Annotated in this window: 19 protein-coding genes; 10 read left to right on the top strand and 9 right to left on the bottom strand. The window is 45.3% G+C overall.

The features are described from left to right. Window positions 1-233 precede the first annotated feature (233 nt). The 8 genes from AACR11_RS23925 (at window position 234) to AACR11_RS23890 (ending at window position 8,028) form a co-directional block, all read left to right on the top strand. Window positions 234-1,493: a dicarboxylate/amino acid:cation symporter gene (locus AACR11_RS23925; RefSeq protein WP_005445037.1), complete on the top strand. Its 1,260-nt coding sequence runs from the start codon at window positions 234-236 to the stop codon at window positions 1,491-1,493. Between the two features lie 162 nt (window positions 1,494-1,655). Next, window positions 1,656-2,855, top strand: coding sequence for an acyl-homoserine-lactone synthase (locus AACR11_RS23920; RefSeq protein WP_029790938.1), 1,200 nt, complete (start codon window positions 1,656-1,658; stop codon window positions 2,853-2,855). Further along, window positions 2,848-5,397, top strand: a complete 2,550-nt coding sequence (gene luxN / locus AACR11_RS23915) for a quorum-sensing autoinducer 1 sensor kinase/phosphatase LuxN (RefSeq protein ID WP_079325150.1) — start codon at window positions 2,848-2,850, stop codon at window positions 5,395-5,397. Before AACR11_RS23920 ends, luxN begins: the two co-directional genes overlap by 8 nt. 94 nt (window positions 5,398-5,491) lie before the next feature. Then, window positions 5,492-5,734, top strand: coding sequence for a hypothetical protein (locus tag AACR11_RS23910; protein ID WP_009698417.1), 243 nt, complete (start codon window positions 5,492-5,494; stop codon window positions 5,732-5,734). 393 nt (window positions 5,735-6,127) lie between these two features. Next, a complete protein-coding gene (locus AACR11_RS23905) occupies window positions 6,128-6,700 on the top strand; it encodes a septation protein A (RefSeq protein ID WP_005445030.1) in 573 nt (190 codons plus the stop codon). Window positions 6,701-6,810: 110 nt separating this feature from the next. Continuing rightward, the gene (gene yciA, locus AACR11_RS23900) at window positions 6,811-7,206 is read left to right on the top strand and encodes an acyl-CoA thioester hydrolase YciA (protein WP_005445028.1); all 396 of its coding nucleotides are present in this window, start codon (window positions 6,811-6,813) and stop codon (window positions 7,204-7,206) included. Between the two features lie 120 nt (window positions 7,207-7,326). Beyond that, window positions 7,327-7,623 (top strand): YciI family protein, encoded by a 297-nt coding sequence (locus AACR11_RS23895; RefSeq protein WP_029790937.1) that lies wholly within the window; start codon window positions 7,327-7,329, stop codon window positions 7,621-7,623. A 3-nt stretch (window positions 7,624-7,626) separates the two neighbouring features. Continuing rightward, window positions 7,627-8,028: a GspS/AspS pilotin family protein gene (locus AACR11_RS23890; protein ID WP_005445026.1), complete on the top strand. Its 402-nt coding sequence runs from the start codon at window positions 7,627-7,629 to the stop codon at window positions 8,026-8,028. Window positions 8,029-8,117: 89 nt separating this feature from the next. On the opposite strand, the gene metE is transcribed toward AACR11_RS23890, so the two are convergent. Then, complete coding sequence (gene metE, locus AACR11_RS23885) at window positions 8,118-10,400, bottom strand: 5-methyltetrahydropteroyltriglutamate--homocysteine S-methyltransferase (RefSeq protein ID WP_079325148.1); 2,283 nt, start codon at window positions 10,398-10,400, stop codon at window positions 8,118-8,120. A gap of 264 nt (window positions 10,401-10,664) precedes the next feature. Between metE and metR the strand changes: the two genes are divergently transcribed. Next, on the top strand, window positions 10,665-11,576 hold the full coding sequence (gene metR, locus AACR11_RS23880; RefSeq protein ID WP_009699336.1) for an HTH-type transcriptional regulator MetR: 912 nt from the start codon (window positions 10,665-10,667) through the stop codon (window positions 11,574-11,576). A gap of 22 nt (window positions 11,577-11,598) precedes the next feature. Here metR and AACR11_RS23875 read toward each other — a convergent pair whose 3' ends face one another. The 3 genes from AACR11_RS23875 to AACR11_RS23865 all read right to left on the bottom strand — a co-directional run bounded on the left by AACR11_RS23875 (window position 11,599) and on the right by AACR11_RS23865 (window position 15,238). Next, entirely contained in the window at window positions 11,599-11,799 is a 201-nt protein-coding gene (locus tag AACR11_RS23875; protein ID WP_005445023.1) for a DUF4250 domain-containing protein, read from the bottom strand. 185 nt (window positions 11,800-11,984) lie between these two features. Continuing rightward, on the bottom strand, window positions 11,985-12,695 hold the full coding sequence (locus tag AACR11_RS23870) for a hypothetical protein (RefSeq protein WP_017189428.1): 711 nt from the start codon (window positions 12,693-12,695) through the stop codon (window positions 11,985-11,987). Window positions 12,696-12,781: 86 nt separating this feature from the next. After that, window positions 12,782-15,238, bottom strand: a complete 2,457-nt coding sequence (locus AACR11_RS23865; RefSeq protein ID WP_029790934.1) for an EAL domain-containing protein — start codon at window positions 15,236-15,238, stop codon at window positions 12,782-12,784. A gap of 408 nt (window positions 15,239-15,646) precedes the next feature. Between AACR11_RS23865 and AACR11_RS23860 the strand changes: the two genes are divergently transcribed. Next, a complete protein-coding gene (locus tag AACR11_RS23860) occupies window positions 15,647-18,031 on the top strand; it encodes a YgiQ family radical SAM protein (protein WP_029790933.1) in 2,385 nt (794 codons plus the stop codon). A gap of 84 nt (window positions 18,032-18,115) precedes the next feature. On the opposite strand, the gene AACR11_RS23855 is transcribed toward AACR11_RS23860, so the two are convergent. The 5 genes from AACR11_RS23855 to AACR11_RS23835 all read right to left on the bottom strand — a co-directional run bounded on the left by AACR11_RS23855 (window position 18,116) and on the right by AACR11_RS23835 (window position 24,715). Continuing rightward, entirely contained in the window at window positions 18,116-19,438 is a 1,323-nt protein-coding gene (locus AACR11_RS23855) for a CoA-disulfide reductase (protein ID WP_079325146.1), read from the bottom strand. Window positions 19,439-19,514: 76 nt separating this feature from the next. After that, on the bottom strand, window positions 19,515-20,921 hold the full coding sequence (locus tag AACR11_RS23850; RefSeq protein WP_029790931.1) for a cation:dicarboxylate symporter family transporter: 1,407 nt from the start codon (window positions 20,919-20,921) through the stop codon (window positions 19,515-19,517). Between the two features lie 40 nt (window positions 20,922-20,961). Next, window positions 20,962-21,345 carry a RidA family protein gene (locus tag AACR11_RS23845; protein WP_005444990.1) on the bottom strand — a complete coding sequence of 128 codons (384 nt, stop codon included), beginning with the start codon at window positions 21,343-21,345 and terminating at the stop codon, window positions 20,962-20,964. Between the two features lie 24 nt (window positions 21,346-21,369). Next, the gene (locus AACR11_RS23840; protein WP_005444988.1) at window positions 21,370-22,038 is read right to left on the bottom strand and encodes a helix-turn-helix transcriptional regulator; all 669 of its coding nucleotides are present in this window, start codon (window positions 22,036-22,038) and stop codon (window positions 21,370-21,372) included. 580 nt (window positions 22,039-22,618) lie between these two features. Further along, complete coding sequence (locus tag AACR11_RS23835) at window positions 22,619-24,715, bottom strand: methyl-accepting chemotaxis protein (RefSeq protein WP_029790928.1); 2,097 nt, start codon at window positions 24,713-24,715, stop codon at window positions 22,619-22,621. Window positions 24,716-24,860 lie beyond the last annotated feature (145 nt).

Here is a 24,860-nt window from a genome sequence, read left to right as displayed (position 1 = left end):
ATTTTATAAACATCACCCAGTAAAAATATCACTACGATCGATAGCAATCGTTTGCCTCTGATTAAAAAACTATCATTCATCAATAAATTCCCAGTTAGTTGGTCAGTTTGTACGGAAATTGTATTGCTAATTGTGAATGATAAGTGTAAAAAGCAAGGCGATATAATTATCCAAATAACAACTTTAGATTGGTGGGTAATTTTAGGATTTTACATATTATTAGCACAGAGGTTATGGAAGTGTTAAAACAAAAGAGTTTGCTAAACAACATTGGCGTGCAAGTCGTCATTGCAATGATCGTGGGTACTGCCGTTGGTGCCTTCATGGGTCAAAGTGCGACTGTATTCGCGCCGCTTGGTGCTATCTTTATCAACCTGATCAAAATGCTTGTGATCCCTTTGGTTGCAGTGGCGCTGATCTCAGGTGCGGCTGGTCTAGGTAACAGCCAATCTGCAGGTAAAGTGGGGTTAGTAACCCTAGGTTACTTCGGTCTAACGTCAGCGCTCGCTGTTGCACTAGCGCTGTTTATGGGTGAAGTATTCCAACCGGGCATGGGTATCGACGTTTCTGGCGTTGAAGGCATGTTTTCTGCTGAGTACGCTTCAAAAGGTGAACTACCTACTTTCTGGGCTACCATCACTGGTATGATTCCAACGAACGTTTTCCAATCACTAAACGAAGCGAACATCCTTCAGATCCTTGTGTTCTGTATGTTCTTCGGTATTGCGATTTCAAAACAAGAAAAAGCACGCCGTGAACCAATCATCAATGGCGTAAACTGCATCGTTGACGCAATGGTTTGGATGATCAACAAGGTCATGATTATTGCCCCTATTGGTGTATTCGGTCTTATGGCTGAAGCTGTGGGTACGTTCGGGTTTGGCGCTCTAATGGTAGTGTTCAAGCTTTTCGTTGTTTACGTTGCAGCAATCCTTGTCTTCGGTTTCGTTGTGTACCCAGCAATGGTGCACATCTTCACTAAGACATCGGCGAAAAAGTTCGTATCTGCAATGAAGAAGCCACAAGCGGTTGCCCTGTCTACAGCTTCATCGATGGCGACACTACCAGTTACAATGGATACGTGTGAGAAAGAGCTGGGCGTTAAAAACTCAACAGCATCCTTTGTTCTTCCTCTTGGTGCAACCATCAACATGTCCGGTAACGCAATTTACTATGGTCTGGTTGCAATTTTCTTCGCGCAACTGTTCAACATCGACTTAGGCATGGGTGCGTACATCGCTATCATCGTGACTTCAACGTTAGGTGCAGTAGGTCAAGCTGGTGTTCCAGGCCCGTCATTCCTAGTCGTTGCAGTACTGCTTGCTGCAGGTATTCCAATCGAAGGTCTGCCACTATTGTTCGCTCTAGACCGTATCTTCGATATGATTCGTACCGCACTAAACATCACCGGTGACGCTGCATGTGCAGTTATCGTAGATGCTTTAGTTGAAGAAGAAGCGGCACAAGTTGAGCTTCAAAAGCAAGAAGCATAAGCCTGAACGCATTTTAAACAAGCCGCTCAAAAGAGCGGCTTTTTTTGTACTTAACATTGCAGTAAGTAACCATTTAAATAGAAACCAATGGCATATTTTTTCTCAAGTGATATAAGGGAGCCATAAACATAAAAAATCAATAAACCTAGGCTAGGTTGAACCATGAAATTTACGTCGTCTTTAGGCTCGCTGTCGACGAGCTGTCTGCCTATCGAAACAAAACAGCAAGCATTGCTTGAACTCGTCATCAACGCATATCAACCGCATGAGCGCGCTGCTCTATTTCAGACTATTACTGATTATCGCAGAAACCAATTAGTCTCTATCTTCCCTGAACATCAGGACAACAGCTTTTCTGTGCTGTTCGAATTGATGGACTATCGAGATCTTGTGCAACGTTACCCAAGCACACTTTCAGCCGATATTGCTTTGCTAGAAAAAGTCGTCGGTCAATGTTACATGCATTGGCTCGAGTTTTGGTGCGCGTGCGAAATTGCCGCGATCAAAGCCAAAGCTCCATTCACAACGTCTGCCCCTACTTCGCCCTCCTTGCCATTTAAGGACAGCGCGTACTACGGCGTATTGATTGAGCGAATAGAAGATGCGCAACTTGCGGTACAAATCCCCAGCCATCCGCATGCAATGTCAATCAGTGATGCAATTACATTGAGTAATCTTGAGCTTTTTATACAAGGTGAAAAGTGGTACGAAATGTTGCCTTTACTCTTTCTATCTCAAGTCGGTAAGCACTTCATCTTACTCAAGCACCCTGATGAAGAATCGTGTCCAACGCTCGTTGCTTCAGCTTTGATTCAGGATTGGCAGATACACAATACATGGCTAAGTTATGCGCCGCAGTTTAGCAATGCAAAGTGGCATTATTGCTTACCAGAGCACGCAGAAGAGACCCTAGCTCGCTTACAGCTGTTTACATCGCCAACACTGTCAAAGTGTTACTCTCTCCAAGAATTTGATAACGAATTCAAGTTACAATTATCTGATAAAAAATCGGTATGCGAAGTATTGCGACTGACGGTAAGTGGAAATGCTCAACAAAAGCTCTACTATCTCTATCTTGCTCAAAAAGAATTAATGAGTGTTTTGCACCAAGCAGGTTACAAAGTCGGCTTCACAATCATTGAGCAACCTTTCATGCTCAACTTTTATAAAGCAATTGATGAGAAAGCGTATTTCCATTCGGGATATTGCGACCTAAACAATGACGGTAAACAGACTTACCGTGGATTTTGGAATTTTGAAATGATGGTCAAAGCCTTCAATAACATCGATTTTCGCCACTACAAACGCACCGTAAGTGCGATAAGAAAAGGCAAATCGGTCGAAAGGGACGAACATGTTTGATCTCAGCTTAGAGGCAATCGTTTACACCAAAGCCATCACGTTACTTGCGACAGTGGCGGTGGTGATGATCTGGTTAAGCTATTACTGCTATCGACTCAAACAAAAGAACGAAGTGATCTTTGGTACACACCATGCGCCCTACATTGCGTATTCAGTGTGTATCATTGCGTGGATCAGCAGTAACGCTTACTTCCATACCAATCTCTTGCCTGAGCTTGGTGCTTCGGCGGGTATCTTTATGGCGAAGTTTGCTAACTTAGCATCCTTTTTTGCTTTCTCCTTTGCTTACTATTTTTCTTGCCAGCTTGCGGCAGAGCAACGCAAAGGCAAAGTGCATTTGTGGCAGCAAGGTATCTTTGTCACCTTGACGGTGTATTCACTGTTTATCAATTTGCGTCCAGATTTGACAGTCGAACACGTCGATATTGAAGGTCCTAGCCAGTTTGTTATCGAATTTGGCTCACACACGTCCTATTTCTTTATTGGTTTGGTCAGTTTCGTTGTGCTCACTTTGGTCAACCTCGTCGCCATGCGAGCAAACAGCAGCAAACTTACGCTAGCAAAAACCAACTACATGATCGCGGGCATTTTAGTATTCATGCTCTCTACCGCGACCATTCATCTTGGTATGACCTACTTCTTGGGTGATTTCTCTCTGACATGGTTGCCACCCGCGCTGTCGATCAGTGAGATGCTCTTTGTCGGGTATGCACTGCTGACCTCGCGCTTCTACAGCGTGAAGTACCTAGCGTACATGACGTTAAGTGCCTTATTAGTATGTGCTATTTTCGTGCTTCCATTGGGGGCTATCTTTATCCCGATGACTGACAATAACCAATGGTTAATTGCCACGCCGATCTGCGCTTTAATCGGGATCACCTGGGGCTTGCTATACAAACGCGTAAGCCGTTACGCCTCTTTCCTGATTTACGGTGATAAAAAGACACCTGTCCAACAAATATTGGCGCTAGAAGAGGACTTTAAACTCTCAATTGATGATGCAATGCGCCGCTTAGGGACACTGCTGCAGATTCCTAATGACAAGCTGCGCCTGGTCACCAGTAACTACAATGAAACATTCTACGAAGATTACCTTTCATCAAACAATTCAGTGCTTGTCTTTGATGAGCTTTCTGAAGAACTTGAATACAAAGTTCCAGCTAAGCGTTCAATGAAAGCGCTTTACGATAAGATGAGTTCGAACAATACAGCATTGGTGATGCCGCTGTTTGGTCAGGGTAAATCTGTCACGCACCTATTGGTCTCGCCGCATAAAATCAACAATCAGATGTTCTCTAACGAGGAAATCTCCGCCTTGCAGACGCTGCTTACTCGAGTACAAAGCACGATCGAAGCAGATCGCCGTATTCGCCAAAGCCGAGCACTTGCCAATTCGATTGCTCACGAGATGCGCAACCCACTCGCCCAAGTGCAGTTGCAATTTGAAGCCTTAAAGCAGCACATCGAATCTCAAGCACCGACCGAACAGATCTTGGTTGATATTGAGAATGGACAAACAGCGATCCAACGCGGCCGCCAATTAATCGATATCATTTTGCGCGAGGTCAGTGATAGCTCACCTGAGCACGAGCCGATTGCCATGACCTCTATCCATAAGGCTGTAGACCAAGCCGTAAGTCGCTACGGTTTTGAAAATGAGAAGATTATTGAACGAATCCGCTTACCGCAACACGCTGACTTTGTGGCAAAACTTAATGAAACCTTATTCAACTTTGTCATTTTCAATCTCATTCGCAACGCAATTTACTATTTTGACTCTTATCCAGACAGTCAAATTGAGATCAGCACCAAAACCGGTTCTTACGAGAACGTACTGATCTTTCGAGATACAGGTCCAGGCATAGACGAAACCATTTCTCATAAAATTTTTGATGACTTTTTCTCACATCAAAAGAGTGGCGGCAGTGGCTTAGGGTTGGGCTACTGTCAACGCGTCATGCGATCGTTTGGTGGACGAATTGAATGTGTATCGAAGCGCGGTGAGTTTACTGAATTCCATCTGTATTTCCCTGTTGTGCCCAACGCACCGAAAGCAGAAACACTGCGGACTCCGTATTTCAATGACTGGAAACAAAACCAGCCACGCACTGAACAAAACGTCGTTGACAACGTATCAATAGATAAAGATGCACCAACAGTACTCATTGTTGATGACAAAGAGGTGCAACGTGCGTTGGTGAAGATGTATTTAAACCAACTCGGCGTGAATAGTCTGCAAGCCAACAACGGTGAGAATGCCGTTGAAATGTTTAAAAACCACTCCGTGGATTTGGTTCTAATGGATGTGCAGATGCCTGTGATGAATGGCTTTGAAGCGAGTAAGCACATCAAAGCAATGTCCGCTTATACCCCTATCATCGCTTTATCTGGAGAGTCCGGAGAACGTGAACTGGAGATGATTAGTAAGCTCATGGATGGACGGTTAGAGAAGCCCACCACCTTGGCTGCTCTACGTCATGTTCTCAAAGAGTGGCTAGATAAGGACGCGGCTTCGCACACTTTTGAAACACAGAGCGAATAGTTGGCACCTGATATGCATTACTGAAGTACAAATCGAATTATCCATTGATTCAAGCCCTCAACAACAAGGAAGAGTCGCTTGATAAGGAGTGAACATGATGCTTCATAGACACACATATTACGGCTTGATACACCACGGCATCAAAACCTTATTGCTTGACCGTGTTGGACATTACACCGAAGAAGAGTATCACCAGTACCTGAATTTAATGACCGGCAAATCAACATGTTTCACCATGAGTCATGACGAGCTTGAAGCGACCGTCGACAACCTACTACGCGAAGGTTATCTAGAGGACGTGAAAACGCTCATTACTCGATATCAAGAGGTCGCCTAACCTACTTGTTACCTCAAATTGCCGCTTCTTGAGCGGCAATTTTATTTTCCTTTCGACCTATACCCAAGTAACCTCGAGATGCTAGGTTCAGCGAGAATGACTTGGTTTGTAGACGCGGCGGCGATTTAAAGGTCTAGTGGGCCTAAATCAAGAATCGGCAACAAAGTATACAAGCCAAGACAACTCGCCCTTTGGGAGCGTGTCATTGACCCGATTACTGCGTCAAACAACTTGGAAAGAGGTGGCTATTACACTGCGTTGTTTTCCTTGTTCTCGAATCAATGACAACGCTCTGAATCCTGCATCTTGAAGTCACTTGGGTATATAGATGTTCACTTTGCCTCAGATTTCGCTAGACTGTCCTCAACTCAACAACTAGGTAGTATTTGCCATATGAAGCAAATCCTTGATTTTATCCCTCTGATTATCTTTTTTGCCCTATACAAGATGTACGACATTTATGTGGCGACAGGCGCATTGATTGTCGCAACGGCAATCCAGTTGGTTGTGACATTTGCCTTGTACAAAAAAGTGGAAAAGATGCAACTGGTCACTTTCATTATGGTGGCGGTCTTCGGTGGTATGACCATCTTCCTGCATGACGACAACTTTATTAAATGGAAAGTAACCATCGTTTACGTCATGTTTGCCGTTGGCTTAACGGTAAGTCACGCCATGGGGAAATCCGCTATAAAAGGCATGTTAGGCAAAGAATTAACGCTACCTGACGCCGTCTGGAACAAAATAAACTGGGCTTGGGTTGGCTTTTTCTCCTTCTTCGCCGTATTCAATCTCTACATCGCGTATACCTTACCGCTTGATGTATGGGTTAACTTTAAGGTGTTTGGCTTATTGATTGCGACAGTGGTTTATATGATTGCAACAGGCTTTTATATCTACAAACATCTACCAAAAGACGACAAAGAGCAGAAAGAAAACTCATCCGATGTATCGGTTGATGATTAAAAACTCAGTTTTGCTATAATCCGCGCACATTGATTATTCGCAGCGACCCAAGGGTCGCTGTTTTGTTGTTTGCTCCATTTTTTGCATATTAGAAATATTAGGATGTCATCATGAGTGAAGAAGGTCATTCACCTAAAGGGCAATTACTGCTTCGTACTTTGGCAATGCCGGCCGACACCAATGCCAACGGCGATATCTTCGGCGGTTGGATCATGTCTCAGTTGGACTTAGCTGGCGCAATCTTGGCCAAAGAAATATCTTCAGGTCGCGTTGTTACTGTGTCAGTTTCCAGCATTACCTTTAAAAAGCCTGTTAGCGTTGGGGACGTTGTATGTTGCTACGGCGTATGCAGTAAAATTGGTCGCACTTCGATGAGCGTTGATCTAGAGGTTTGGGTAAAACCAGTCAAAGTCGATGGTGTTGAAGACCGCTTCATGGTTTGTGATGCCACCTTTAACTATGTCGCTATCGACAGTGATGGTAAGCCTCGCCCAATTCTGAAGTAACAAAGCCCCCGAAAGGGACCAAATGCTAGGAAGAAGCTCACAATTTCTTATGTTGACTTGTGAGAGGCACAAAAAAGGCGTTAAATTAAGGCTTTACCCCACCGATTAAGGAACTATGCTATGTGGTACGTCATCTTTTCTCAGGACGTCGAGAATTCATTGGAAAAGCGTCTGAGTGTTCGCCCTCAACATCTTGAGCGCTTGCAACAGCTTCATGACGAAGGTCGCTTGTTGACCGCCGGTCCAATGCCAGCTATCGATTCTGACAATCCAGGTGAAGCGGGCTTTACTGGCTCGACCGTAATCGCCGAGTTCGCATCTTTGGAAGATGCGCAAGCTTGGGCTGATGCGGATCCTTATATTGCGACGGGTGTTTACGAAAACGTGATCGTAAAACCGTTCAAAAAAGTGTTTTAAGTTATGAAAAAATTACTGTGTCTCTTCCTCGCATTAGGTGCCTTGGCGGGTTGTTCATCGAATGATGATAAGCAGCGTCAACTTGAATTGATGGCATCTAATCGTGCAGGCGTTCTCTCTGCGGGTTTACCGCTCGAATACGGTCCACTCAAGATCCTACGCGTATCATCCAACAAAAATGTGGTTGAGATGATGATGATCTATAACGACGATGCACTCGGTGCAAAACCACTAAATCAAGTACTGAACACCAGTATCTATACTTACTGCAACACACCAACAGTGCGTGAACAGATCGATATGGGCTTGATGTACCGCATTAAAATTAGAAATTCTCGTGGTCAGTTGATGGCAGACGAGTTGGTTTCAGAACAAACCTGTACGGCGAGTCAAAAGCCACAGTAAAGGTTGGAATGATTAGCTTAATCCAATCACAAACAAGCAAAAGCGAGGGGCTATCCCCTCGCTTTTTCGTTTCTACTCAATCTTCACGACTAAACCAGCTCCGCTCGTAGCTTTTTCGCCGCGGAGACTAGATTCGCTAACGCAGCTTCTGTTTCTGACCAGTTACGCGTCTTTAATCCACAATCAGGATTTACCCACAGACGCTGTACAGGAATCTTCTCTGCCGCTTTCTTGATTAGCTCTTCGATCCATTCTTCCGATGGAATGTTCGGCGAGTGAATATCGTAAACGCCCGGACCGATTTCGTTAGGGTAATTGAAGTCTTCGAACGCTTTGAGCAATTCCATGTTCGAGCGCGAAGTTTCAATGGTAATCACATCTGCATCTAACGCGGCAACAGAATCAATGATTTCATTAAACTCGCTATAACACATGTGCGTATGAATTTGCGTTTCTGGGTTAGCGCTTGCCGCCGCGATCTTGAATGCATCGACAGCCCATTGCAGATACGCTTTATGGTCACGTTTTTTCAGTGGCAAACCTTCACGGATAGCAGGTTCATCAATTTGAATGATATTGATGCCAGCCTGTTGTAAATCAGACACTTCATCGCGCAGTGCCAAAGCAAGTTGGTCAGCAATTGCTTTACGGGTGATATCTTCACGAGGGAAAGTCCAACATAAAATTGTCACTGGTCCTGTCAGCATCCCTTTCATTTGCTTATTCGTTAAAGACTGAGCATAAGTTGACCATTCAACCGTGATTGGTTTTTCACGTTCAATATCTGCGACAACAATAGCAGGCTTAACGCAACGAGAACCGTAGCTTTGAACCCAGCCAAACTTCGTCGTCTGGAACCCTGCTAAGTTTTCTGCAAAGTACTCCACCATATCGTTACGCTCTGCTTCACCGTGCACTAATACATCAAGATCGAGGGCTTCTTGACGTCTAACCGCATCTGCAATGTGCCCTTTTAGCGCTTGGTGATAGTCATCCGTCGAAAGTTGACCACTACGAAACGCACTGCGCTGAACACGAATCTCACTGGTTTGAGGGAAGGAACCAATCGTCGTCGTTGGTAGTAGAGGTAACCCTAACACTTCCGCTTGATGCGCAGCTCGCTCTGTATAGGGTGCGCTGCGCTCAGTTAAGGATGCTGAGATGCTATTCAAGCGGGCTTGTACATGTGGCTTGTTGACATGAGCAGCCGTTTTGCGATCTTTAATTGGTTGGCTATATGTATCACACGCCAATATCGCGTTGTGGTCACCATCGAGCGCACGACCAAGTAACGCAACTTCCGTGACTTTTTGTTTGGCAAACGCAAACCAACTTTTAACTTCATCACTGAGCGCTGGCTCAAGATCCAAATCCACAGGGCTGTGTAACAGTGAGCAAGAGCTGGCTACCCATAGATTGTCACCAAGTTTATCCTTAACGGGTTGCAAACGTTCACGCTGCGCACTCAAGTCAGAGCGCCATACATTACGACCATTCACCACACCCGCAGAAAGTACCCAGCCTTGTGGCAGTTTTTCCACCACCTCATCAAGCTGCTCAGGTGACGCGGATAAATCGATATGAAGGCCATCAACTGGCAATTCGACAATCTTATCTAACGTGTCACTCACCGAATCAAAATAGGTAGTAAGTAGAACTTTGACATCGCTACGAATGACTTGATATGCCAATTTGAATGCGTCGCCCCACTTCTCTTCAAGCTCCAGAGAAAGAATCGGCTCATCGATTTGGACCCATTCGACGCCTTGATTTGCTAATTTGGACAGAATCGCTTGATAAGCGGTTAGTAATCTTGGCAATAAGGTGAGGCGATCAAAATCTTCTTCGATTTCTTTTCCTAAATACAGGTAACTCAATGGCCCCAACAAAACGGGTTTCACGTTATGACCCAGTTTTATGGCATCGTTCACCTCTTCGAACAATTGAGGCCAACTGACTTCAAAACTATCGTCTTTGCTGAACTCCGGCACAATGTAGTGATAGTTGGTATTAAACCACTTGGTCATATCAGACGCAGCCGCCCCAGAACAATCGCAACCCGCTTGAGATTGCCCACGCCCGACTTTGAATAGTGTGTCTAAATCCGGAAAGCCATTAGCGTGGCGCTTTGGTGTGTGCCCTAGCAGCAGAGTGGTGGTCAATACATGATCATACCAAGCAAAATCGCCAGCCGTCGCGAAGCTCAATCCTGCTTCAGCTTGAGTAGCCCAGTTCTTTTCACGAAGTGTCGCCCCTACTTGTTTAAGCTCAGTTTGTTCAATTTCTCCTCGCCAGTATTTCTCCTGTGCAAACTTCAGCTCGCGCTTTTCGCCAATGCGTGGGTATCCAAGAATATGCGTTGTCGTTGTCATGTCCGTATTCCTTTTTCAGTGTCTGATGTTTGAGTCAGTACATCGAGATTAAATTTCACCAAGATGTCTGGATGGCTAAAACTATCTCTCTGAGGGGCTAATTGAACAACATCCAATTATTCAACTTGTTTATTAGGAAAATTCATAATGAGAGCGCTCACTCGTAATCTCCCAAAACAAATAGACGTCTAGACGTTTACATATCCAATTTTTATCGGTAAGTTAATAAAGCTCATGGTAGAAACACAAGGATGAATGGGATTCATGATAGAGTTGAAACACTTACGCACTCTGACCTCGTTACGAGACACAGGGTCACTCACGGCCACCGCGACAGCACTGCACCTGACGCAATCCGCTCTTTCTCACCAAATCAAAGATCTTGAATCTCGCATCGGTGGTCAGTTGTTTTTGCGTAAAACACGACCAGTGAAGTTCACATCCGAAGGTGAAATATTACTTCGTCTTGCCGATGACGTTTTACCCAAACTCGCCCGAGCAGAGAATGAACTCGCGAGCTTGAAAGAAGATGTCAATGGACGTTTACATATGGCTATCGAGTGCCATTCTTGCTTTCAATGGCTGATGCCTGCGTTGAAGGAATACCAAGTTACCTGGCCAAGTGTCACGCTCGACTTCTCTTCCGGTTTTGGTTTTGAACCTCTCCCTGCGTTACTTGCCGGAGAGCTTGACTTGGTGATCACATCCGACATTCAACCACGCTCAGAAGTACACTATGAGCCGCTGTTTGATTTCGAAATGCGTTTGATCACGTCCACCAGCCATCCGCTTGCCAATAAAGACATCATTGAACCAGAAGATCTTGCCGATCAAACCATGCTCTCCTACCCGGTTCAGAAACAGAGATTAGATGTCGTGAAACACTTTTTGCAGCCAGCGGGGGTTGAACCTGCGAAGTGGAAGCAAGCAGATAATACTTTGATGTTAGTGCAAATGGTGTCTGCAGGGTTAGGTGTTGCCGCGCTGCCTAATTGGGCGATTTCAGAGTTTTCGCGCCAAGGGCTCATCACCAGTAAGCCTTTTGGTAATGGGTTATGGCGTCGTTTGTTTGCCGCAACACGAAATTCAGAAAAGGAGAAGCGCTACCTACAAGCATTCTTTGCCACGGCACGCCAACAATGCAAAAGCCACCTTGATGGCATCAAGATGGCTTAATGATTCAGATATAGAGACAAGATTAGCGTTCGTAAGATTTGAACTGATTGGTAAGTGGGTCATATTGATAGCCGAGCATATCAAGCTTGCCCACGACCGATTCAACATCCATCTCGTACATAGAAACCAGCTCTTCGAAACTGTCGCATTCTAAGCGCAGCTTTTCATTGACGATACCCAGCAAAATAATGCTGTCCCAGTTACTCACATTGCTTAAGTCCATAGCGACACTCCTCTAAGACAAGGTATTCAGCCTCAGGGTTTTGTTGAGCACATGCGTCTAGGCGCGCTCTAAACAAATAGAGGCTATAACTAAAGCGTAGACTTAATCGAATGATTTGAAAGTGAGCTCGGTCTAAATCCCGAGCTCATTTGTGAAATTGTATGGGGAAAGGATAACCCAGCAGCTTACGCGCCAAGTAGAAACAGGCCTTGGAGACTTGTCATGGATGCCAAGGCAAGCAGCAGCGCAGCAGCAAGCTGAGCCTTATTCGGTGCTTTGTGCGTAAAGATGTGCCAACACCAAACCACAATCGCTATGATCAACATGGCTAGCGACGCCAAGATGTGCTGTGTGACTGAGTTCAGTGTTGCTTCATCAAGTTGATATGCGGAAAACAAGGTCAGCACGACTAGCAACATACCCGATACCACACCAGCCACAGGTAGAATGCGGTGGAAAGCTTGCAAACGACTGCGCGCGATAACGAGAAGCAACTGAGCAAATACTGCCCCCAAAAAGAAAATCATGACAGCCATTGACGCAGAAGCCGCCCAATGCGCTTGCTCGAATACTTGGATACTCACATACGCAAACGCTAAGCCATTCGCTAGATGCAACGCCCATAGCGGACCTTTCTCACGTGTCTTCTTAGTTTGAACTTGAGAGTAGAAGTAGAAAATCGCGAATACGATCATGAATGCTTCAATACGAAGCGACGCTACTGCCAACCAAAGAATACCTATAGATGGCAGCATCTTGTGCAGACGACCACGTTGACCAGGACAAATATCACCTTTGATCAAAAGCAACGTCAACAGCGCTTGAGCGCCAAACAGCATTGGAGGAAAAGTTAACAGCAGTTGTTGAATCATGTTGAATACAAACTCAAAAGTCATTTTGGGGTGGCGATAATAGCAAATCGCCTATCGCCAAACCACCTAAACCCAACATGCTACTGTGCTTTATTACGGCCAAGCCACGACTAGAGCGTGGCTAGATACGTCAATACATCTTCTTGGGTCAATAAACCGCGGTATTCATTTTGCGAGTCACATAAAATCCAAGGAAATTTTTTGCCTGTTTTGACCAACTCGCGAACTTGTGAAACTGAAATACTCGCATCTATTTGCTCAAATTCCGTGTTCATAATTTGGTTTACCGGACGTTTCCAAATGCGGTTTTCTCTTTCTGACTCCAAATCAGTCCCCATTGCAGGCGTCAAATGCAAGTTCACCTGCTCTTTGGTGATCAGTCCGACACAGCGTTTTTCATTCACGACTACGAGCGGCGCATCCGGGCTCAGGTTCATAAATTCAACCGCTAACGACAATGGCTCACCCGGGTCTAAGCGACGAACGTCACGATGACTCAATGACAACAAAGGAGCGTCGTGAGTTGGCTTAACCTTGACGTCCTTAAAGCGTTTCTGATGGCATTGCGGCTTATCTAGTAACACCAATGGCACCGCCTGAGAAAACAAAAAGCCTTGCATATAATCCACACCCACATTCGCAAGCACTTGTAATTCCTGTTCCGATTCAACGCCTTCGGCAACGACTTTAACGCCAAGTTTGTGTGCCAGTTCCGTAATCATCTTCACGATGTTGTATTTAGTGCTCCCCTCTTCGATATCTTTGACAAACTTACGATCGATTTTAAGCAGATCAAACTGCCCCTTTTCCAGATAAGAAAACGAAGAGTACCCCGTACCAAAGTCATCAATGGCGATCTTAATACCCTGCCCTCGTAGCTCTTCAAGGGCAGTGGTGTGTTCTTGGTCTTGTTCAAAGTAAGCCGTTTCAGTGAGCTCAATAGTGATTCGACTTGGATCTACTCCACTTTCAGCGATCAAATCAAACGAGCTTTGCAATACTTGCAACGAATCCAATTTGGTATTTAATGAACGATTAATAGTTAAACCAATATCCTCACCATACACTTTTTGAATATGAGGCAATTGCTTCAGCGCCGTTCGGCATACCACATCATCCAAAGCGGCGACCAACTCCAAGTCTTCGACTACAGAAATCATTTCTTGCGTGTCATAGGTTTTGTTATGGTGGTAAAAGCGCGCCAAAGCTTCGAACTTCACCACCTTTCCGCTACGAGTTTCAATGATCGGTTGGTAATACACATCAACCAACTGACTCTCAATTTGCGTTCTTAAAAACGCTTCTAAATGATGACGCTTAACCAACTCATCGTGCAGTTCACTGTTGTAAAAATTGAAGTAGCTCTTATCCCCAGAAGATGAGGAAACCATCGCTTGAGCAGCGTGTACTAGTGCCTGTCTTGGGTTATTAGTATCGTAGCCTAGGACTGACACCCCCATTTGTCCCTCTACAATCACATCATGCATACTGGTTCCTAATTCATTTCTTAGTTCAACAAAGAAGCCTCTTAGTGCAATTTGGATCAGACGTAGAGGGCTTAACCACTGACAGTGCGGAGTTTGCAAACACACCACAAACACATCTTTTGACAATTGACCGGCAATACTCGCGTGTCGGCTGCGCATCACAAAATCAGCAAAACCGAGTTGTTGTTCGAGTATGGTTTTTGGTGAGAAATTAGGACGCAGAGTCATAACGATATTAAGCTCTTTGTTACCAGTTTCTTGTACTAGCTTGGCAAGTCGAGATTCGAACTCTTCACGTGGAGGCAGGAAAGCAGACCATTGTTGGGGTTGTTCTCCGGCTTTCTTCATCCACAATAACGATGCAGAAATGTCCGTCGAAAAACCAAGAAAGAGCGTTCGACCCGAAGTGAAGTTCAAACGATAAATACATAAATGATGCGCTTGATTGCTACCGTTGGCAGTGCGGCTCAATAGGTTCCCATTCCAGAAACCTTCTTGATCAATCTGTTCCCAGATATCGTCATAAAAAGCTTTGCTGTGATGGTCCGAGCTAAAAATGTAGGTTTTCAAACCAACAATATCACGATTTTCATACCCCATTTGCTGCTCAAAGGCTCGATTACAGCCAAGAATTCTTGTTTCCTGATCGGCGACTAAGATGCCAACGTTTGGCAAATCAAAAATCGTTTCGAGAATTTTTGCCAGCTCTTCACAACCTGTAATACTGAGTTGGGGGATAACCATACCTTGAACCACATGATCATTAAGACGTTCAAAACTCAAATCAACGTGGACCAGCATGGATTCGTTAGGCATTAAACAGCAAGACAAACTGCCATGCCCGCCATTAAGCTCTACTTGAGAGACTTTCTCCCTCGCAGCCCCCTGTTGACCCAGCAGCATGTGGTCAAACAAATCATCCAACCCTTTTAATGGCTCTTTTAAGCCGAATATGGACATCATCCCTCGTTGGTCACATTCGAACTCTCGAGTATAGATATCATAAGACCACTCGATGATTTGATGTTGACCGGACGCTGGGTGCACTTCTCCTTGTGCAATAGACAATACTTCACTCATTACCTAGCCCCCTATTTTTAGCCTTTCACTCTGTCTAATGATTTCCCATCGTGTCGCCGCGTTTTGCTGTTTTTTTATGATTGCAAAGTGGTCAAAACACAATCTGGAATGTCTACGCATTCAGTCATTATTTGGAGTCAAAATGACGTATGCATTTGTATGCACTAGTTAAATTATAGGAAGAGTTTTACATAAGCACACTATTGCGTAACGATAATTTTTAATCTTAGACAAAGGCAATAACCACAAGGGCTAGAAGGAGATAACACAAGAAAAGCCACCTCTAATTGCGAGTCATTTTCATCTAGAAATAAAAGTGGCTGAACTAAGCTTGATTAAGAGAGTTGGGTATAGATACCTGATCATCAAATCGCTATAATTCGCGCTCCTTGGAACAGAGAGCAAAATATGACCAACGACATTACTCCTATTCATGAGTACAAAAAATACTGGGCTGAGTGTTTTGGTACGGCACCTTTCTTGCCGACCAGTCGCAAAGAAATGGATGCCCTAGGATGGGATAGTTGTGACATTATCATTGTCACGGGTGACGCGTATGTGGACCACCCGAGCTTTGGTATGGCAATCATCGGTCGTCTGTTGGAGGCACAAGGCTTCCGCGTCGGTATCATTGCTCAACCAGAATGGAACAACAAAGATGCTTTCATGCAGCTTGGTAAGCCAAATCTGTTCTTCGGAATCACCGCGGGTAACATGGACTCCATGATCAACCGTTACACGGCGGACAAAAAACTTCGTCATGATGATGCTTACACGCCAAACAACGAAGGCGGAAAACGCCCAGATCGTGCAACGTTGGTGTACTCGCAACGTTGCCGTGAAGCTTATAAAGGCACACCTATCGTTCTTGGTGGTATCGAAGCTAGCTTACGTCGCGTAGCTCACTACGATTATTGGTCAGATAAAGTGCGCCGCTCTGTTCTGTTCGATGCAAAAGCTGACATCCTTCTTTTTGGTAACGCAGAACGTGCCCTAGTGGAAGTGGCTCACCGCCTGGCTGATGGCGAAGATATTTCTACCATGACCAATATTCGCGGTACGGCAGTTAACCTACCAGCTGAACCAGAAGGTTACACCGTTATCGATTCTTCTCGTATTGAGAAACCTCGTAAAGAAGCGTTCGTACCAAAGAACCCATACGAAGTGGAAACTCAGTGCGATACCAAAAAAGAAGAGCCTGTTGCACAGCCAATCACGATTCGTCCATCACGTCATGATGCAGCGAACACAGCGGTGCGCCTACCAGCCTTCGAAAAATTGCACAACGACCGCATTCTTTATGCCCATGCCAGCCGTGTTCTGCACTTAGAGACCAACCCATATTCGGGTCGTGCTCTATTGCAACGTCATGGCGACCGTGAGCTTTGGGTAAACCAAGCGCCAATTCCTTTGACGACAGAAGAAATGGATTACGTATTCGGCCTATCGTACGCGCGTGTTCCTCACCCTATGTATGGCAAAGCAAAGATCCCGGCTTACGACATGATCAAAACTTCGGTTAACATCATGCGTGGCTGTTTTGGTGGCTGTTCTTTCTGTTCAATTACCGAACACGAAGGTCGTATCATCCAAAACCGTTCGCAAGAGTCCATCATTAATGAGTTGGAAGAGATCCGCGACAAAGTTCCTGGCTTTACGGGCACAATCTCTGACTTGGGTGGCCCAACAGCAAACATGTACCGTCTTGGTTGTAGCGATCCGAAAGCAGAAGCAAACTGTCGTCGCCCTTCTTGCGTGTTCCCGGGCATCTGTAACAAGCTAAACACAGACCATAAACACACCATCGATCTTTACCGCGCCGCGCGTAAAGTAGAAGGTGTGAAGAAAGTCATGATCGCATCTGGCGTACGTTACGACCTTGCGATTGAATCACCAGAATACGTCAAAGAGCTTGTGACTCATCACGTCGGTGGTTACCTGAAAATTGCACCAGAGCACACAGAGAAAGGTCCACTGGATCTGATGATGAAGCCGGGCATGGGTACTTACGACCGCTTTAAAGAGATGTTTGAGAAGTACAGCGCGGAAGCGGGTAAAAAACAATACCTGATCCCTTACTTCATCTCGGCGCACCCAGGTACTGAAGATGAAGACATGCTGAACTTGGCACTATGGCTGAAGAAGAACAACTTCGAATGTGACCAAGTACAGAACTTCTACCCATCACCAATGTGTAACGCAACGTCGATGTACTACTCAGAGACAAACCCTCTGAAACGCGTGAAGTACAAGCAACGTGAAGATGTGCCAGTAGCGAAAGGTGAACGTCAACGTCGCCTACATAAAGCCCTACTTCGCTACCACGATCCAGCTAACTGGCCGATGATCCGTGAAGCACTGATCAGCATGGGTAAAAAGCACTTGATTGGTGACAAGCCAACCTGTCTAGTCCCTGCAGAAGACATTGATGCACAGACACCAGCGCAACGTCGTAAGTCTGGTCGCCACGGCGCAAATCGTTTTGCAACCAAACACACCAAGAACCAACCAGGCTTCGGTGGTCACTTGAACAAGCGCTCTGAAGGTGGCTCACGTGATGGCAAGCCATCTGGTCACCGCAACGGTTCAGGCAAAGCACAAGGCGGCTCAAATGGACAAGGTCGTGGAAACCAAAACCGCGGTAATGGCGGCGCTAACGGTCAACGTCCAAATTCTGGCTCACGCCCTGGTAGCAACAACCAAAATCGCTCAAACGGTACGGGCTCGCAAGGTCAAGGTCGCCCTCAAGGTCAAGGCAAACCAGCAGGTCAACGCAAACCAAAACGTCGTTAATTCAATAGAACTTGAATGCTAAAAAGGGCTCTAGAAACAACTCTGGAGCCCTTTTGTTTTGTTTGATCTACGTGGATAACTAAATTATTTCGCTACGTTACCTGCAACGTTTAGTGCATCCCATGTACGTGCGAATGGTGGTGCGTAGCAGAAGTCCATATAGCCTAGTTGCTGTGTGGTCATCTTCGCAGTGATAGCAACAGCGAGTGCGTTGATTCGGCCTACTGCGCCCTTCTTGCCCACGATTTCACCGCCAAGCAATACATTGGTTTCTGGGTGGTAAACCAGCTTCACTTTAATGTCTTCTTGACCTGGGTAGTAGTCGGTTTGGTTCTTATCTGAAATGGTTGAAACCTTCACTTCCAAACCGTGTTCTTTAGCTAGAAGTTCCGATACGCCTGTGCATGCCAGTTCGTAATCCAGCACTTTCAAGCAAGACGAGCCCAAGAAACCACTCATGTAAGTGTCTTTGCCAGCTAGTTTGTCAGCCATCATGCGCGCTTGTTTGTTAGCAGTGGTTGCCAGTGGAACATACACTGATTTTCCTAGCGCCATGTGGTGAACCACAGCGCAGTCGCCGACAGCGTAAATGTGTGCATCTTCTGTTGCGCCAAACTCATCTACGAGTAGTGCGCCGTTCGCTGCTTTCGGTAGCTCGAACGCTTCTGTGTTTGGTTTGAAGCCAAGTGACATGATCACAACGTCTGCTTCAACATTGCCGTTGTCGGTTTCTACGATGTAACCGCCCTGCTCTGCGTCGCGAATGGCTGATACGCTGCAACCAGTTTTAAGCTCAGCGCCAGATTCACGAATCGCGCCTTCTACCACTTCAATCATTTCTGGGCTGAACTGACGACTCATCACGTGTTGTTCACGCTCAATGATGGTGACGTGTTTACCTAGTAGGTGCGCTGCATCGAACACTTCAAGGCCGATAAAGCCGCCGCCGATAACGCAAACGCGTTGTTTGTTGCTGCCCTTAAGCGCTTCTTTTACTGCCAAGCCATCTTCCATGCTGGTTAGCGTGTATACGTGCTCTGGGTTGAACTCGCCAAACGATGGCACGATTGGGCGTGCGCCAGTGGCAATCACTAACATATCGTAATTGATCGTGCTTTCTTCGCCTTGGTGACGAACTTTGATCTGCTTTTCTGTGCGGTCTAGTGCCACCATTTCAGTTTCAATGCGCACGTCTAAACCAGATTTAATCGCTTGTTCTGGCGTACGAGAAATCATGCGCTCAGTGTCATCAAACATGCCACCAGCAAAGTAAGGTAAACCACACGCACCGAACGAGATGTAATCGCGCTTATCTAGCACAATCACTTCATCTGATGGCTGATTACGTTTGTATTTCGCTGCGAAACTCATACCTGCAGCGCTACCGCCTACGACAACAACTTTCATATTTATTACCTAAATAACCTGAACTCAGGAAAAACGGAGAGCACCCATGTTGGGTGCTCTTTATTAAGTTTGGAAATTACACTGCTGCTTCTTTTGTTACTGTTGCAGCCACATCTGCGTTGTATTGCTCAGTGTTTAGTGAGCCATTCTTCTTCGCTGTTAGTACACCTGACAACATTGAGCCAGAGATGTTAAGCGCGGTACGAGCCATATCGATAAGCGCTTCGATAGAAACCAGAATCGCCACAACCGTAATGTCTAGACCCATGATGGTTAGTACCGCTACTGCTGCGAACGTTGCACCGCCACCAACACCTGCGATACCGAATGAAGCAATCGCGATTACAGCAATCAGTTGTAGGATGAAGCCTAGGTCAACTGGCATGCCCATTACTTGAGCCGCCATGATAGCTAGCATTGCTGGGTAGATACCCGCACAACCGTTCTGACCGATACTGGTACCGAATGTTGCTGACATGTTTGCTGTTTCTTCGTCCACACCTAGACGTTGAGTTTGAGTTTCAACGTTTAGTGGGATTGCCGCCATGCTTGAGCGAGAACCGAAGCCAAATACGAGCACTGGCCAGATTTTCTTCATGAACTTAGCAGGAGACAGACCGAACAAAGACACCATCACGAAGTGGATAGCGAACATTACACCGATTGCCACGTAGCTTGCTAGTAGGAATCGACCCATTTCTGCTAGTGCGAACAAATCGTTTGTCATCATGAACGTAGTCATCAGAGCAAATACACCGTAAGGCGTCAGCTTCAGAATTTCACGTACCATTGAAAGCACTACTTCTTTTGCTGAGTTGATGAAATCAACAAAGTTTTGCACTTTCTCTGGCTTACGGTTTTTCACTTGCAGGATACAGTAGCCAAGGAACATACCGAACAGGACGGTCGATAGCGTCGAAGTACGTTGAGAGCCCGTTAGCATGTCAAAGATGTTCGTTGGGATGATAGACAGAGCCATACCTGACAGGCCGCTGCTCGCCATCGCATCTTGCGTTGCAATCAGAGAGTCGCCACGCGCTTCAATAGCGCTGTTAGTGCCGATAGTGCTCACTAGTGCGTTTGCATCGATACCGAACAGGTAAATACTTGCGATGCCCACTGCAGCAGAAATAGCACAAGTGAAAAGTAGAATACCGATGATTTTTGGTGCGATACGCGATAGTGCACCGCCGCCTTCTACGTTCATGATCGAAGAGATCATCGCCACAAATACTAGTGGGATTACGATCATTTGTAGAAGCTTGATGTAGCCTTTACCGAACACAGAAATCAGTTCAGCAAAACCTGCCGTTGCAACGTTGCCTACGCCGAATACGAGCTGAATTGCACCGCCGAATAACAGGCCAGCAGCAAGCGCACTCAGTACGCGGAAGTTAAAGCTTTTCTTTTGTTTTTTAAAGTTCGCAAGTAATGCGTAGAACCCAAAGAACAGGATGCTCAATCCAATAAGTGAAACGCTCATGAGAATCTCCTATTGATACCCATTTATGTCCGAAAATCGGTTACTTTTTGTATGCAATGGCTTCAACTTCAACCAATGCGTCTTTTGGTAGTCTTGCTGCTTCAACGCAAGAGCGAGCGGGTGCGTTTTCTGTACCAAATACTTCTGTGTACACTTCGTTAAAGGCGGCGAAGTTTTCCATGTCTGATAGGAAGCATGTCGTCTTCAATACTGTGTCTAGACCCGCACCGCTTGCTTCTAGAACTGCTTTTAAGTTTTCTAGTGACTGACGAGCTTGTTCTTTGATGCCGCCTTCAACAAATTGCATGGTTTCTGGAACCAGTGGCAACTGACCTGATGTGTAAACCATGTCGCCGTAAGCTGTGCCTTGAGAGTAAGGACCGATAGCTGCTGGTGCTTGTTCAGTGGCAATAATTTTTTTCACGATACAACTCCTAAGTGATTAATTTTATTCTGATTTAAATTCTCGGATAAACTTGTAAACCGCCTGACGGCTAATCCCAAGTTGCTCTGATACTTGTGTCGTCGTTTCTTTTAGCTCAAATACACCGTTATCAAACAAACAACGAATAATGGCTTTGTTACGACCTTTAGCTGAAACCGTCTCATCTTGGTCAACCTCTTGCGTGGCAGCACTTAACGCTTGCTTGATGACATCATTGGCGTTGTTACTGAAGGTCTCACTGACCAAGGTTTGTGATACGTGACATTGTGGCATCAGCGTCTTGACGATCTCAGGGAATGGGAAAGATAAATTCATGTTGATACATAGCATGCCAATCGGCTTTTGCTCTGGACCAGCCAAAATGCACGTGGTCGATTTCAGTAGCGAACCATCGGCGGCATTGGTGAAATAACTCTTCGGAGAGACCTCGCCCGTTTTCTCGAAGGTGCTCCACATACGTAAGCCCAAATCAGTGATTGGCGAGCCAATTTCACGCCCAGTATGATGACCATTCACAATCTTCACGACTGAATTTTCTAAGCTTTCAAATGAATGAATAACGACTTCGCAATACGGTCCGATCAAGTCGGCGATTGTATCTGCCAAGCGAAAATAGTTGCTTAAACATGCTCTGTCTTCGTCGGTGAATCTAACTTGCTTTACGCTCATCATTTCGGTTTACATTTTTGAACTCAATGACTAAAAACTACTCCTTTCGGGTAGGTTCAGCAATACAGAGTAAACTTCTGTAAACCGCAAACTCACGCTCAAAACACCAGCAAAAATCGAATAAATGATCAAAATCACGCACAATAGTTGAACAAGATCACCAAAAACATATGAATTCGGTTTAATTTCTTAAACCTTGTCAAAGTTTAAATATTTAAAATCAAAGATTGCATTTTTGAACACTTTAATGATCTAGAACAAGTTCTAAAATTCAGTAAAAACCACATACGGTAAATTCTCATTCGACATGCAAGTTGATTTATAAAATCAACTTCAATCAAAACGCTCAAACCACGACACAAGATGAATAAAATTTCATCTCACATACCCAATTTGTATATCTAAGTCACCTTGAGATATGTGGGCGTACAATCGACTTCTTTCCATTCCATACCTATAAGACGAATCTGAATTTAAAAAGACGCAGATACAGAAGAAAAAATTGGACAGGTTATTTAGGACATAAAAAAACCGAGCGCTCGATGCGCTCGGTTCGATAAAACTATAGGGTAGTAAAAACAAACTAGGAAAGCTTGAATTTACTGAGTTCTCCGTGAAGATCGCCAGCTTTGACCGTCAACTCGTTACTGATTTCAACCGATGATGTCATGGTGTCCATCACCTCTACCGCCGTATCGTTGATGATCACAACATTGCGGTTGATCTCTTCTGACACGGAACTTTGCTCTTCTGCTGCAGAAGCAATCTGATTGTTCATGTCATTGATGACTTCAATCGCTTGGTTGATTTCAGACAGAGCCAAATGCGCTGCTTGAGTCTCGCCCTTGGTATCAATGGCTTGTTTCTGACTTTGCTCCATCAACACGACAATAGATTGTGTCTCTTGTTCTAAGCGAGCCAACATAGCGCGGATTTCTTCTGTTGAACCTTGAGTACGATTTGCTAGATTTCGAACTTCATCCGCTACTACTGCAAAACCTCGACCCGCTTCACCTGCACGTGCCGCCTCAATCGCTGCATTCAGTGCCAACAGGTTGGTTTGTTCAGCAATGCCACCAATCTCACTCAAAATACCCTGAATCGCGGTACTAGAATCGACCAAGTTTTGCGTTTGCTGCTGTGCATCGTTGACTTGCATCGCTAAGTTATCGACCGCACTCGCCGCATTGTCCATGCGTGTCATGCCATTTAGGCTGTTGCTTTGCACTTGGCTTGCTGCAGCAGCCGCTTGAACCGCAGAGTTTGCAACTTCTTGCGCGGTTGCACTCATCTCATTGATTGCAGTTGCCAGTGAATTCACTTCATTCACCTGCGCGTTGAGTTGATCACGAGATGCCGCTGCTCGCGTTTGACCTTCTGTGGCGTTCTTATCTACCTGATCTGCCGTGCTCATTACCGTCAACAACATTTCTTGCATACGGGATAAGAAAGTATTGAACCAGTGGGCAAGCTGCGCTGTTTCATCTTTGCCTTTCACTTCAATGCGGTAGGTCAGATCGCCTTCGCCTTGTGCCGCATCTTTAAAGCGCTCGACTAAGTTATTGAGTACTTTACCTAAAGAGCTGGCAATAAACGCCATAGCAGCAATACCTAAAAGAGCAGCGATGATCCCCGCCCACACACCTTTTTCAAGCGCTTTTGTATTCTGCTCATCACTCCATTGTTGGTAGGTGTCGACGCTTTTTGTAAGATAGTTGCTGGGAACTGACACCATGACTACCCACGGAGCATCACTCGTTTCAATTGACGTAATCGCATATTCGTCACCACCAAAAGTAACGAGACCAGCGCCTTTTTCTTTCGCGATCGACTGAATTTTTGCCCACTGTGCGGCAAGCTCAGAAGACACCTTCTTGCCTACCATTTCTGCATCACGACTGTTTGCCAATGTAATGCCTTTCCATGATGTGATAAGGATTTTTCCTTGCCCTTCAAACAGGTCTCGTGCAAACAACTCACTCTGACTTTGCAGCTCGTGTAGCGAGAGATCAAAACCGAGTGAGCCAATGATTTTACCATCCTGCTTAATTGGCTGACTGATGGTAGTGATCAACTCTTGTTTACCACGAACTGGATAAAAGTACGGCTCCATTACGAAAGTTTTGCCTGTTTCGTAAGGCATTAAGTGCCAATCGTCTTTACGCTCACCGTTGTTGTTTAACTCCGTATTACTAAAGCTCTCCATTGCGACAGCGTCAAAGCTATTCTTATCGTTTGGAGAGAAGAAAGGTGCGAGATAGCCTTGGCTGTTAAAGCCGATTTCAGGACTAAAAGTCGTTTGCTGTGACCATGTTTTGTCTTGCCAAACCATATAACCAGCAAATACGGCTTTGTTTTGTGCTTCTAATGCGGCAGTAAACTGTTTAACAATAAGATCTGCGCTCGCATCTGTCTCTGCACTTAGCTCAATAATCGAACGTACTTGTTTAAGGTTTGCCAACACAGGATCGAGTTGGTTGGCTACATTCAAACCTTGCTGAATTGCGGTATTTTGCAAGTCGGTGTTGGTCGCATCTGTTAACTGCGTTTTGACCTTCTCGTTCACTTGTTTGTTTACATCGGTAAATGCGTTTGTGGTCATTCCCATGGCAATAAGCAAAGTGAAAGCCATCGCTCCACCAGCGCTGACCGCAATTCGCGTTCGTATACTGTTAAACATAGAAACCTCTGTAACTAAAAATAAGTTGGCGTTAGTTTTTGAAATATCGTGGATTTTAAACAACAGAAGTGAACAGGAGGCGCCAAGATATGAACAGAAAAAGAACAGAAAGATCAATTTTATTAACAGAATTAACTGGCGAGGG

The organism is Vibrio sp. L85 (assembly GCF_963871815.1).
In the GTDB taxonomy this organism is placed as follows: domain Bacteria; phylum Pseudomonadota; class Gammaproteobacteria; order Enterobacterales; family Vibrionaceae; genus Vibrio; species Vibrio harveyi.
Note: the sequence above shows the minus strand (reverse complement) of the source record. Positions and strands in the feature narration are given on the sequence as shown.